Raw genomic sequence first — 12493 nt, forward strand, 5'->3', positions numbered from 1 at the left:
CTAAGCGCCGGTGACCTGCCTTTCCTCGTCCGTCCAGTCCGCCTCGACCGGCATCTGCTCCGGCTGAAGCGGTGCGTCCTCCGACACCCATTGGCCGTCCAGCGCACGCAGCAGCGCCGTCACTAGCGCGGGCTTGCGCAGCGGTTTGGCCAGGAAGTCGGACATCCCCGCCTCGCGACAGATCTTGACGTCCTCGGGGAAGGCATTGGCGGTCAGCGCAATGATCGGCAAGGCCGCGAAGCGTCCGCCCTCGGCGCGGATCGCGCGGGTCGCGGCAAGGCCGTCCATCTCGGGCATGCGGACGTCCATCAGCACGATATCATAATCGCCCTCGGACACGGCCGCGACGGCCTCGACACCGTCGGTCACGACGCGCAACTCGACATCGAAGGCACCGAGCATCTTGCTCACGACCATGCGGTTGACGGCGTCGTCCTCGGCAACCAGCACCTTCAGCGGTCGATCGAGGCCCGCGATACGCGCCTTGAGATCGTCGGCTTCCTCGCGGCCTGCGTCGTGATCGGACGTTTGCACCTGGCTCCACGGCAGCACCAGCGTGAAGCGGAAGGTCGAGCCTTCGCCCGGCGTCGAGGTGACGCCGATGGTGCCGCCCATCTGCTCGATGATGCGCCGGGAGATCGCAAGCCCAAGCCCGGTGCCGCCGAAGCGGCGGCTGATCGAGGCGTCGGCCTGGGCGAAGTCGGAGAAGAGCTGGCCAAGCTTCTCGGGAGCGATACCGATGCCGCTGTCGGTCACGCTCCATTCGACGGTGGCGAGCAGATCGCGGCGGGCCTGACAGACGGCCGCGATCGTGACTTCGCCTTCGTCGGTGAACTTCACCGCGTTGGCGGCGAGATTGAGCAGGACCTGGCGGATACGCGCGACATCGCCGCGCAGCGTCGGCGGCAGGTTGGGATCGAGCTCGACCTTGACCGCGAGCCCCTTGCTCTTGGCGCTCGCGCGCACGACGGTCGCCACCGCTTCGACAAGCGCCTGCGGCGCGAAGTCGATCACCTCGAACGCGAAGCGTCCGGCCTCGAGCTTGGAGAGGTCCAGGATGTCGTTGAGGATGCGCTGGAGATTGTCGCCGGACTCGCGGATCGTGGTGACGGCCTCGTGCTGCTCCGGATCGAGTTTTGTCTCCAGCAGCATGCTGGCAAGGCCGAGCACGCCGTTCATCGGCGTGCGGATCTCGTGGCTCATCACCGCCAGGAAATCCGATTTGGCACGGCTCTCGGCCTCGGCCTTTTCCGCGCGCCAGCGCTCGGTCACGTCGCGGCCAAAGCCGCGATAGCCGAGGAACTGACCGTCGCGGTCGTAGGCCGGCTTCGCAGTGAGCGACCACAGCCGCGCCTCCCCGCCGGCGACCACCTTGAGGTTCATCTCATGCAGCGGTTCGGCGTGCTCCATCAGGCCGACGACGTTGTAGGCCGCGCTCTTGTCTTCGGGGCACAGCATGTCGAGCACGTCGGCGAAATGCGCGCCCTTCAGCAGCGGCAGTGGGAGCTGTGCTACGGCGGCGAAGCGCTCGGGCACGTCGACCAGATGCCCTTCGGCGTCGGTCTGCCACAGCCAGTCGCTGGCGTTCTCCTGAAAATCCTTCAGCAACAGCGAAATGATCTCGGTCTGGCGCTCGAGCTCGAGCTGGGCCTTCAGATTGCCGAGGAACAGATTGCCTTGCGAGACGATGTTGCGCGCCATGAAGAACGCGAACAGCAGCAGGAACACCGCGGTCACGAGGTAAGGCCCGGTGCCGCACAACAGCAACGCCCCGGCGCAGGCGATCGTCGTCGTCGCGAGATAGACGAGGCCCGCGCGCGGGAAGGTCGAGAGCGTGAAGGCGCCGCCGGACATCATGCCGACCATCAGGCAGGCCAGAATGAGCTGGCTGGTCGGCTCGATGCGGCTGAACAGCGCGACTGGCAGCGTGCCCCAGATCGCGGCCAGGAAAAACGCCTGCCGCAACATTTGCCGCGCCGCGCGGGGCGAGGCTTCCTGTGGCGGGCTCTGGTGGGAGCGCCGCCACGCGCGCACCGCGAGCGAGGCGGCGGTGGCGAGGGTCATGCCCCAGATCGCGAGAAAGTCGTTCCAGCCCCTGCCCCAGAACAGTATCAGCACAACGGCGACGTTGAGCATGGTGACAGCCATGGTCACGGGGATCAGCTGTATCACGGCGTCGATCTGCTTGGCGCGGATGCGGCTCAGCTCGCGCTCGCTGAGACCGGCGGTCAAGCCGTCCTCGATCTCGTAGCCGCCGAGCCAGTACAGGAACGCACCGATCAACCCGTGGCGGGGCTCGGTTCGCTTCATGGATTTGTCCGGCCGTCCCATTCGAAAAACCTTTTCACGATCAATGGCCCAGCCCCGACTTAAGCCGGGTTAATTTTGTGGGAGATTTCGCAGCGTCCTTGACGGGCGCGTTTGCATTTTGTTCTAACCATGGCCCCTGCCCGGAGCCGCCAAGATGCCCATCAGAATAGCCACCTGGAACGTGAACTCGGTCCGGCAGCGGATCGACCTGTTGCTGACCTGGCTGAAGGAGTGCCAGCCGGACATCGTCTGCCTCCAGGAGATCAAATGTGTCGACGAGGCCTTCCCGCGGCTGGAGATCGAGGCGCTCGGCTACAACGTGGTCACCCATGGGCAGAAGACGTTCAACGGTGTCGCCCTGCTCTCGAAGCTGCGGTTCGACGAGACCAAGTCGGGGCTGGCCGGCGACGACGAGGATGCGCATGCCCGCTTCCTCGAAGGCGTGGTGACGCTCAAGCGCGGAGTGCTGCGTATCGCCTGCCTCTATCTGCCCAACGGCAATCCGGTCGGGACCGAGAAATATCCCTACAAGCTCAAATGGATGTCGCGGCTTCTTGAGTATTCGAAGGAGCGCCTCAAGACCGAGGAGCCGCTGATCCTCGCAGGCGACTTCAACGTCATCCCGCATGCCCGGGACGTCCATAATCCCGCCGCCTGGACCGAGGACGCCCTGTTCAAGCCCGAGACGCGGGAGAGTTTTCAGTCCCTGCTCGGCCTCGGCCTGACCGATGCGCTTCGGGCCGTCACCGACGAGCCCGGGCTCTATACCTTCTGGGACTACCAGGCCGGCGCCTGGCAGAAGAACCACGGCCTGCGGATCGACCATCTGCTCCTGTCGCCACAGGCCAGCGACCGGCTCGCCAATGTCGGCATCGACAGCTATGTGCGCAGCTGGGAGAAGCCGTCGGACCACGTGCCGGTGTGGGCGGATCTCGATCTCGAGGCGGCGTGAGGCCGCCTCGACCCATCACTCCCGGCGGCCCTGCACCCATTGCTCCAGCATCTGCAGGCACATGGCGCGATCGTCGTCGGAGGCCTTTGCGAAGGCGCGGTTGTAGTTTTCCTTGATCCAGGTCTCGTCGCTGCCCGCGCTGTCACGCGCCAGCGTCAGCCACATCAGGCCGCGTGCGGCCTGCCGCGGCAAGCGGTCGCCGTTGAACAGCATCTGGCCGAGCAGCGCCTGGGCCTCGTGCTGGCCCTTCTGCGCGGCGAGCCCAAGCCAGCGCGCGCCGTAGCGGAAATCCTCGCGCGAAGCGTCCGGTGTCTTCAGGTACAGGCGGGCGAGATCGTATTGCGCATCCGCATTGCCGAAATAGGACGCGGCATAGGAGAACATTTCCCGCGCCCGCTCGTGGTCCGGCTTGACCTTCGAGTTCGGGATGCCGCTGAGATAATAGCGGCCCAGCGCCACAAAGGCGTTGGCGACGATCTGCGCCTGCGGCGCGGACGGGCTGTCCTCGGCATGCGCGTTGGCGATGCGGGTGAAATACTCGAACGCGCGCACATCGTCCTGGGCGACGCCGTCGCCATTGGCGTACATGCGGCCGAGCTTCCACTGCGCGATGGGGTGGCCCCCCTCCGCGGCATATTGCAGGGCGCTGAGCGAGGTTTCCTGGGGCACGACTGGCGGTACATTGCGCACCTTGCCTGCTGCGCCCGGCAGGGTCGTGACCACCGGGATGGTCGCATCCTTCTGGCTGACGGGTGCGCCGTCAAAGGCGAGCGCCGGCGCGGCCAGCGCGGTGGCCCCCAACACAAACGCAACGATTGTACGCCTAGATGTCCGCATAGCACTGTTTCTCGTGCGCGCCGCCCGGATGGGTCACTGCCCCACCGACCGCTGGTCCAACCTGCTGAGCATATTTCCAGAGCGCGCCCGTCGTGTGGTTAGTCGCGCGAGCGGTCCATTTGGTCTTGCGCTGGGCAAGCTCCTGGTCGCTCAATTTTACGTTAAGGGTACCGGCGACCGCGTCGATCTCGATGATATCGCCGTCCTCGAGCAGCCCGATCGGGCCGCCGATGGCGGCTTCCGGCCCGACATGGCCGATGCAGAAGCCGCGGGTGGCGCCGGAGAAGCGGCCGTCGGTGATGAGCGCAATCTTGCCGCCCATGCCCTGGCCGGTCAGCGCCGCGGTGGTCTGGAGCATTTCCCGCATGCCGGGACCGCCCTTGGGCCCCTCGTAGCGGATCACGATGACTTCGCCTTCGCGGTAGGTGCGCTTCTGGACGGCCTCGAAAGCATCCTCCTCACGGTCGAAGCACCTGGCCGGACCGGTGAACCTGAGGTTGGACATTCCCGCGACTTTCACGATCGCACCTTCTGGCGCCAAATTGCCCTTCAGACCAACCACACCGCCGGTGACGGTGATGGGCTTGTCTGCCGGGTGCACCACGTCCTGGTGCGGATTCCACTTCACGCTTTTGAGGTTTTCGGCGATCGTTCGACCGGTGACGGTCATGCAGTCACCGTGGAGAAATCCGTTGTCGAGCAGCGTCTTCATCAGAAGCGGTATGCCACCTACTTCAAACATGTCTTTGGCGACATAACGGCCGCCCGGCTTCAAATCCGCGACGTACGGTGTCTTTTTGAAGATTTCGGCGACGTCGAACAAGTCGAACTTGATGCCGCACTCGTGCGCGATCGCCGGCAGGTGCAGTGCAGCATTAGTTGAGCCACCGGACGCGGCGACCACGGCGGCGGCATTCTCCAGCGCCTTGAGGGTGACGATGTCGCGCGGCCGGATGTTTTGAGCGATCAACTCCATGACCTGCTCGCCCGCGGTCATGCAGAAGGCGTCACGAATTTCATAGGGGGCCGGAGCTCCAGCCGAGTACGGCAGCGCCAGCCCGATCGCCTCGGAGACGGTCGCCATCGTGTTGGCGGTGAACTGCGCGCCGCAGGCACCCGCCGAGGGGCACGCCACGCGCTCGATCTCGTCGAGGTCCTCGTCGGACATCGCGCCGACGGAGTGCTTGCCGACGGCTTCGAACATGTCTTGCACGGTGACCTGCTGGCCCCGGAAATTGCCGGGCAGGATCGAGCCGCCATAGATGAAGATCGAGGGCACGTTGAGGCGGACCATCGCCATCATCATCCCCGGCAGCGACTTGTCGCAGCCGGCGAGGCCAACGAGGGCGTCATAGGCGTGACCGCGGATCGTCAATTCGACGGAATCGGCAATGCATTCGCGTGACGGCAGCGAGGAGCGCATGCCGTCATGGCCCATGGCGATGCCGTCAGTCACGGTGATGGTGCAGAATTCCCGCGGCGTGCCGCCAGCGGCTGCCACGCCCTTTTTCACCGCCTGCGCCTGGCGCATCAGGGAGATGTTGCAGGGCGCGGCCTCGTTCCAGCACGAGGCGACGCCGACGAAGGGCTGGTGGATCTGCTCGGTGGTCAGACCCATGGCGTAGAGGTAGGAGCGATGGGGCGCGCGCGCAGGGCCTTCCGTCACGTGACGGCTCGGCAGCCTCTTCTTGATGTCGGTCTTCGCGTCCATCGCAAACCAGTTTCCCCGGCCAACCCTTTCAGACCCGAAAAATCAGAGCCAAGATTTGAATCGACCTTTTGGATCGACCTTGGGGATTTCCCGTCGCCTTCGAGGACCACCGACTGCCGCTAAAACATTAGAGTGATTTTATTCATGTTCGGGTGTGGCCAAAAAGCGGCGTTGATGCGAACGGACAGAGATGATGGTTAAATCCGTGGCGAGTGTTGCGCGGACGGCACAATCGTGGCCTGGAGGACACGGGCGCGCTTACCGCGATACCCCTGCCGGGAGGACGATCCACAACTTAAGGTTTTCAGCACGCGTGCGTCGCCTCATTTCGGCGCGCTAAGAGGCCCGCCAGGTGAGTCGGCGCCTTCAGCATCGCCCACCGCGTCTCCCACATGCGCTAAAGGCGCTTGACGTTGCTGCGCGCGTCGGCGGCACGAGAGCGAGTGTGGCGCACACTCTCTCCACATCGTCATTGCGAGCGTAGCGAAGCAATCCAGAATCTTTCCGCGGCGACAGACTGGATTGCTTTGCTGCGCTCGCAATGGCGGAGTATGAGGCGATAGCGCCGCTCTTCAAGCTCGCATTGAATTGCAGACACAGCTTCGCGTCCTCGCGGCGCAATTCGCCCGAGTTTTGCCTGGTCATTCCACCCTCAAAACAAGAGGGCGCAGGGAAGGCCGGGTGCCGGCTGGCACCCGCGGTCCGCTGCGCGAAAAGCACACGCAGGAAAACCGCACAGCAGCATACAGGTGTAGCCAATCACTCGGCCTTCCCTGCGCGATGGTCGGACGGCTTATGCCGTGCTCTCCCGGGAGCCGAGTTCCTGCTGGCCTCCCTCGTCCTCGCGAAATTCACCGGCACCGCGCCGGTTGACGCAGATGCCACATTCGCCAGGGCTTGACCGTAGCAACGACGGCCAGGACCACACGGTTTTGCCGTACGCACGGCCCCGCCATTTCGCCGCAGTTTTCCCAGCCCTGTCGACGGAGCCGGAAACTTACCGACGAGACGAAGCCTGACAGCGCCGCTCGTCGGAACGAAGTTTTGGGCTCACGGAGAGCAATCCGCCCTGCCCACACCTCTCGCACCCGAACGCTGCCGCGTCCACCGCAAGCCCGGCTCGCGAACGTGACGACCACAAGATCGCCCCTCAAGGATGAGCCGGGATAGTCGACACATACGCCATTTCCGAATTTCGGTAAAGCGGAATATTTTTGCAGATGCGCATTGACACGGACGTGTCGAGGATTGGTCAGATGTTTTGCCCGACGGTCAACCGTGACAGCTTCGTGGCGCCTGGCCGTTCGGGTTCGTCGGAAACGGTCTGGGCGGCAGTCGCGTTGCGGCGCTGGGTTCCGTCATCGCCTTGACTCGACCTCAGCGCCTCACCCTCTTGTCCTTGCTACGCTCGCCCTCTTGCGCGCTGGGCCTGAGCCCAGGCCGTGGTGACGTCGCGCGGCGGGACGTCGACGCGCCGGATCGGCGTCAACTCGCCGGAGGCGGAGATGATCGCGGTCTCCTCGCGGCGGCAGCGCGGGCACACGAAGCGGACCTCGTTTGGCGAAGCCGACCAGCTCGAACGTTTCACATTGGCCGCCATCGGCCAGGCCGCGCAATGCGAGCATGACACCAGGAACCGACCGGGATCGAGCATACCCATTCCAAAGGACTCCGCGTCCTGCCATCCCCTTCAATGATTAATCCATGTGAATCGTTCCGGTGCCAAAACACCGTCAAGGCACCGTCGGCCCCAAATTGGGGGGCGGAGCGGCTCAGTGGGCGCCCTTGAGCGTGCACGACGTGCTGCAGGTGACGGTGTTGCCGTGATCGCACGCCTTGCAGGCAGCGACGCACTGGTTCATGTCGCGGGGATTGAAGGACGTGTAGTTCCGCATCGCGCAGACCGGGGTCGAGCCGGTGATGTCCTGCTCCTGGTTGCAGGCTGCCGTCATGAGTCCAAACATGATGACCGCAAGGAGGCGCATGGGATCGCCCTGTGAGGCACGACAAAACAATCTCGCGAGGCGCGCTGCACCGCAACGTGCAACGGCATTCCCTCAGCGGAGAAGCACAGTAAGCGTCCCCCGCATCTCCATTGAGGATGCGCGCCAAGTGTTAAGAACGGATTGCCGGTGTCAGGCCGCAGCTTTGCTCGCGATGGCCTGCCGCATGTCAACCGCCAATTGGCGGTACTGCTCCGAAAGCTTCAGATAAAACTCGCGCTTGGTGCTGTCGGTGGCGAGCCTGGCGATCAGCTCGCATTCGGCGGTGAGCGTCTCGAACCGTTCGAGCCTGTTCTCAAGTTCTGTCATCGGCGCGTCCCCGTCAAACGCCTCAAGGACACCAAACCTAAGCCCGGGAAATAGGTCACGGCGAACATCGTTATCGAGTAGAATCAATTTTTCCCGCGGGGCCGGCTATTTCTGCTCCAGCCGCCAGGCGCCGTCCCAGCCCTCGCCCGGCGGATTGGCTTCGAACTGCGCAATACGGGCAAGCAGCGCGCGCGAAGGACCGTCGCCCGGGACCGCTTCGAGTGCCCCGTTGAAGGCGGCACGGGCTTCGTCGAAGCGGCGGGCGCGATAGGCGGCGAGGCCTCCGGCGTAGTGCGAACGCAGGCTCTCATGCGGGGCAGTGAGCGCGCCTGCCCGGCCCATCACCTCGAAGATCGTTTGCGGCGCGCTCTGGCCGGCGACCGCAAGACGGTCGACCTCGCGCAATTCGAGCTGCGAGCCGATCGCATCCGCCGTTGCCTGCGAGATGAGGATACGCGTGCCATAGGTCTTGTTGACGGCCTCCAGCCGCGAGGCGAGGTTCACGGCATCGCCCATCACGGTGAAGCTCATCATCAGCTCGGAGCCGATGCTGCCGGTCAGGACCTCGCCGGTCGCGATGCCGATCCGCAAATCGCACAATGCCGGCATGGCGCGGATGCCGAGCAGATCCGGCAATTGCTTCTGCAGCGCGGGCACCTGATCAGCCATGTCGATGGCGGCAAGGCCTGCGAGCAACGCCGGCTCGTCCTCCTCGATGAAGGGCGGGCCCCAATAGGCCATGATGGCGTCGCCGATATATTTGTCGATGATGCCGCGGTTGCTCCTGATCGGACCGGACATCATCGTGAAATAGTGGTTCATCACCCTGACCAGGCCGCGCGGGGTCATGCCCTCGCTCATCGCGGTGAAGCCGCTCATGTCGCAGAACATGATGGTCATGATCCGGCGCTGGCCGTCGATGGCGACCTCCGGCCGGTCGATCAGGCCCTGCACGACCTTGGGATCGATGTAGCGGCCAAAGGTCTCGCGGATGCGCTCGTTGTGCCTGAGCTGCTCGGTCATGCGGTTGAAGGCTGCGGCCAGCTCGCCGATCTCGTCCTGGGTGGAGACGGTGATGGTCTTGTCGAAGCGGCCGGCCTCGACCTCGCGCGTGCCGGCGAGCAGCAGCCGCACCGGGCGCGTAATGCCGCTGGACACCAGGAGCGCAAAGGCAAATCCGAGCACCGCTGCCAGCAAGGTCACGACTCCCGACACGATAATCGCCTGGTATTGCCGACTGATCACCTGCGACGTCGAGAAGAAGACCTGCGTCAGCATGTCGCCGCGGATCGCGTCGACCTTCCGGTTGAACGCATCGCGCATCGAGTCGAGCTGTTCCAGCGTGCCGCGGGCCTCGGCCATGTCCTTGGCCTCGATCTGCTTGAGCAGTTTCGTATTGCCCTCGTCCAGATTGCGCCGCAGCTCGGTGACAGCGCTCTCGATACGAACGTCGAGCCGTGCCAGTGCGGCGTTGTCGGAAGAGGTCCTGGGGTCGTCGATGATGGCGTTGATGAGCTTGCGCGCGGTCTCGGCCTCCTCCTCGAACTTGCGGTCCAATGCCTCGAAATCGCGAAGCCGCGCCGCGTAGGCCTCCTCGTCCGACGCCGTTCCCATCCTCGTCATGACCATTCGCCGCAGCGCCAGCGCCCGCTCCAGCGAGCGGATATTGGCGCGGGCGAGATGGCTGTACGCCGGGATGTAACGGTTGGTCAGCTCGTCCAGGAGGACGCCGACCTGGCTCGACATCACCATCGACAGGATCGAGGTGACCAGCATCAGGACGATCAATCCGAGGGCGATGCCGACGATCTTGCGCCGGATCGACTGGTTGAAAAGCGGCATGGGGTGTGGGCAATGGGCTGAAGGAACTACTATGGAACCCAATACACGCTATTTAGCCGCGGGAATACGCACAATCAGGCCGCCGTGGCGCCGAGAGCCGCCCGCAACCGTCGCGCGAGCCTGACTGGTTAACAAAGGTTAAGAGTCCCCGGCTCTATCCGCCGTCACACGAGTTCCCGCCCTTATCCGTATTTCGCCGCATTGTTGCGGGAGCGTGAGGAATGCGAAACGATGTCGTGTCACCGTTTTTGACGCCGTTTTGATTCTCGAGCCGCATATCGTCGCGGACTTTGGTTTGTACTGGTTTCGCAGGGGGACCACGGAATGAACCAGTGCCTACGCTCGCTCGCGTGTGTCGTTGCCGTGGCCGCCTTGGCCTTCATCCCTACCGAGCTGGCAGCGAAGAGCAGTCACAAATCATCCGCGCCGAAGAAGACGCATGAGGCGAAAGCCGGCAAGCAGCGCCACGCCTCCACCAGCAAAGCGCGGCACGGCAAGCATGCCGAGGCCAAGCGCAACTCGAAGAAGCAGGACGACGCGCCATCGGACAAGTTGGCAGCCCCGCCGCTGACTGGCGATCTCGCCGCGCTGAAGGATGCCATCGATCTCGCGCGGAAGGGCAAGACCGAGGATGCGAGCGCGGCGCGCGACCGCATTGCCGACCCGGCGGGGCAGAAGCTCGCCGACTGGTTCATGCTGCGCCATTCCGAAAGCACGGCGAATTTTAAGCGCTACGCCGCCTTCCTCGCCGCCAATCCGGACTGGCCGAGCAGCGCGCTGCTCCGCCGCCGGGCCGAGGCGCGGCTGTGGCAGGAGAAAGCCGACGCGGCGACCGTGCACAAATTCACGATGGACCGGCCGACCAGCGCCAAGGGCAAGTTCGCGCTCGCCCGCGTGCTGATGACTGAGGGCGACAGCGACAGGGCCGCGCGTCTGGTGCGCGAGGCCTGGCGCACGGACGAATTGTCCGAGCGCAGCGAGGAGGATTCCTACGAAGCGTTCCGCGATCTCCTGACCGCCGAGGATCATCGCGCCCGCATGGACAAGCGTCTCGGCGCCAAGGACTATTCGGGGGCGCGGCGCGCAGCCAAGCGGCTCGGCGAGGATGCGCTCGCGATCGTCAAGGCCTGCGCCGCCGTCACCGGCAAGGCCAGCAAGGCCAAGGATTATCTCGAGGACGTCTCAGCCGAGGCGCGCCGCGACCTCGGCTATGTGCTGTGCCGCGCGCAATGGCATCTCCAGAATGACCGCATCGACGACGCAGCCGAGGTGATCCTGGCCGCCGCGCCCGATACGATGGCGGCGCAGGACACCGACGCCTGGTGGCGCGAGCGCCGCCTGCTGGCGCGAAAGCTGCTCGACCAGGGCAAGTTCAAAACCGCCTATGATTTGGTGCGCTCGGCGGCCGTGCCCGCGATGGAAGTCTATCGTGTCGACCATCACTTCATGTGCGGCTGGATCGCGCTGCGCTATCTCGAGGATCCCAAGGCGGCGATGACGCACTTCGCCGCGATCGACGAAGGCTCGGCCAATCCGATCGCGCTGTCGCGCGCGCATTATTGGCGCGGCCGCGCGGCCGAGGCGATGAACGCAACCGCCGATGCGCGCCTGAGCTATCAGGCGGCGGCGCGCTATCCGACCGCCTATTACGGCCAGCTCGCCCGCGCCAGGCTCGGTCTCGACCGCATCGAGCTGCGCGCGCCCTCGCCCGTGCTGGCAGCAGTCGACACGCCGCTCACGGACGAGCGCGTGCGTGCCGCCGACATGCTGTACGGCGTCGGTGAGCGCGACATGGTGTTTTACTACGCCGAAGATTTCGCCAAGGAGAGTACCGACGTCGCGGCACTCGAGGCGCTCGGCGAACTCGCTGGCCGGCGCAACGACGCGCGCGTGATGCTGGAGGTCGGCAAGTCGGCGCTGGCGCGCGGGCTCGCGCTCGATCACTACGCCTTCCCGACCATCGGCATCCCTGAACATAAGCAGGTCGCGCCCGCGATCGAGCCCAGCGTGATCTATTCGGTGGCGCGCACCGAAAGCTCGTTCGATCAGCGCGACAAATCGGCCGCCAACGCAGTCGGGTTGATGCAGGTGACGCCGGAAGCGGGCCGCGACACCGCAAAGCGCTTCGGCCTGACCTACGACTGGGACAAGATGGTCTCCGATCCCGTCTACAACACGCAGATGGGCGCGGCGGAGCTCAGCGCGCTGATGTCGGAATACCGCGGCAACCAGATCATGACCTTCGCCGGCTACAATGCCGGCCGGGGCCGCGTGCGCGAATGGGTGCAGGCGCGCGGCGACCCCAGGGATCCCAAGGTCGATCCGGTCGACTGGGTCGAGCGGATCCCGCTGTCGGAGACGCGCAACTACGTTCAGCGCGTGATCGAGAACGTGCTGGTCTACCGTGCGAGGTTTGAGGCCAGCAGCGTCGTCGCGGCGAAGTCCGAGCAGCGCGTTACGACGCCGAACGTGGGCGCGATGCCGACGGCATCGGCCGCAGCCGCCGCGCCCTAGCTTCGCGACGCCGGG

At 65.0% G+C, this 12493-nt stretch carries 9 protein-coding genes; 2 read left to right on the forward strand and 7 right to left on the reverse strand.

Features of this window, described 5'->3' with window-relative positions:
- Positions 1-2331, reverse strand: coding sequence for an ATP-binding protein (locus GWG67_RS21035; RefSeq protein WP_275171211.1), 2331 nt, complete (start codon positions 2329-2331; stop codon positions 1-3).
- 133 nt (positions 2332-2464) lie between these two features.
- Between GWG67_RS21035 and xth the strand changes: the two genes are divergently transcribed.
- A complete protein-coding gene (gene xth, locus GWG67_RS21040) occupies positions 2465-3262 on the forward strand; it encodes an exodeoxyribonuclease III (RefSeq protein ID WP_247462342.1) in 798 nt (265 codons plus the stop codon).
- 15 nt (positions 3263-3277) lie between these two features.
- Here the strand turns inward: xth and GWG67_RS21045 are convergent, their stop codons facing one another.
- The 6 genes from GWG67_RS21045 to GWG67_RS21070 all read right to left on the reverse strand — a co-directional run bounded on the left by GWG67_RS21045 (position 3278) and on the right by GWG67_RS21070 (position 9964).
- The gene (locus tag GWG67_RS21045; protein WP_275171212.1) at positions 3278-4099 is read right to left on the reverse strand and encodes a tetratricopeptide repeat protein; all 822 of its coding nucleotides are present in this window, start codon (positions 4097-4099) and stop codon (positions 3278-3280) included.
- Positions 4086-5810, reverse strand: coding sequence for a dihydroxy-acid dehydratase (gene ilvD, locus GWG67_RS21050; RefSeq protein WP_275171213.1), 1725 nt, complete (start codon positions 5808-5810; stop codon positions 4086-4088). The genes GWG67_RS21045 and ilvD overlap by 14 nt, the downstream gene beginning before the upstream one ends.
- 1402 nt (positions 5811-7212) lie before the next feature.
- Positions 7213-7470 (reverse strand): hypothetical protein, encoded by a 258-nt coding sequence (locus GWG67_RS21055; protein ID WP_275171214.1) that lies wholly within the window; start codon positions 7468-7470, stop codon positions 7213-7215.
- Positions 7471-7582: 112 nt separating this feature from the next.
- Positions 7583-7795 (reverse strand): hypothetical protein, encoded by a 213-nt coding sequence (locus GWG67_RS21060; protein ID WP_275171215.1) that lies wholly within the window; start codon positions 7793-7795, stop codon positions 7583-7585.
- A gap of 150 nt (positions 7796-7945) precedes the next feature.
- On the reverse strand, positions 7946-8122 hold the full coding sequence (locus GWG67_RS21065; RefSeq protein ID WP_007590638.1) for a hypothetical protein: 177 nt from the start codon (positions 8120-8122) through the stop codon (positions 7946-7948).
- A 105-nt stretch (positions 8123-8227) separates the two neighbouring features.
- Complete coding sequence (locus GWG67_RS21070; protein ID WP_275171216.1) at positions 8228-9964, reverse strand: adenylate/guanylate cyclase domain-containing protein; 1737 nt, start codon at positions 9962-9964, stop codon at positions 8228-8230.
- A gap of 324 nt (positions 9965-10288) precedes the next feature.
- Here GWG67_RS21070 and GWG67_RS21075 point away from each other — a divergent pair, with 324 nt between their 5' ends.
- The gene (locus GWG67_RS21075) at positions 10289-12478 is read left to right on the forward strand and encodes a lytic transglycosylase domain-containing protein (protein ID WP_275171217.1); all 2190 of its coding nucleotides are present in this window, start codon (positions 10289-10291) and stop codon (positions 12476-12478) included.
- Positions 12479-12493 lie beyond the last annotated feature (15 nt).

It is taken from the genome of Bradyrhizobium sp. CSS354, assembly GCF_029051725.1.
Taxonomy (GTDB): Bacteria; Pseudomonadota; Alphaproteobacteria; order Rhizobiales; family Xanthobacteraceae; genus Bradyrhizobium.

Coding starts and splice junctions, on each gene's coding strand:
- ilvD (WP_275171213.1), bottom strand. CDS start 5,810: ATGGACGCGAAGACCGACATCAAGAAGAGGCTGCCGAGCCGTCACGTG.
- GWG67_RS21035 (WP_275171211.1), bottom strand. CDS start 2,331: ATGGGACGGCCGGACAAATCCATGAAGCGAACCGAGCCCCGCCACGGG.
- GWG67_RS21070 (WP_275171216.1), bottom strand. CDS start 9,964: ATGCCGCTTTTCAACCAGTCGATCCGGCGCAAGATCGTCGGCATCGCC.
- GWG67_RS21065 (WP_007590638.1), bottom strand. CDS start 8,122: ATGACAGAACTTGAGAACAGGCTCGAACGGTTCGAGACGCTCACCGCC.
- GWG67_RS21055 (WP_275171214.1), bottom strand. CDS start 7,470: ATGGGTATGCTCGATCCCGGTCGGTTCCTGGTGTCATGCTCGCATTGC.
- GWG67_RS21060 (WP_275171215.1), bottom strand. CDS start 7,795: ATGCGCCTCCTTGCGGTCATCATGTTTGGACTCATGACGGCAGCCTGC.
- GWG67_RS21075 (WP_275171217.1), top strand. CDS start 10,289: ATGAACCAGTGCCTACGCTCGCTCGCGTGTGTCGTTGCCGTGGCCGCC.
- GWG67_RS21045 (WP_275171212.1), bottom strand. CDS start 4,099: ATGCGGACATCTAGGCGTACAATCGTTGCGTTTGTGTTGGGGGCCACC.
- xth (WP_247462342.1), top strand. CDS start 2,465: ATGCCCATCAGAATAGCCACCTGGAACGTGAACTCGGTCCGGCAGCGG.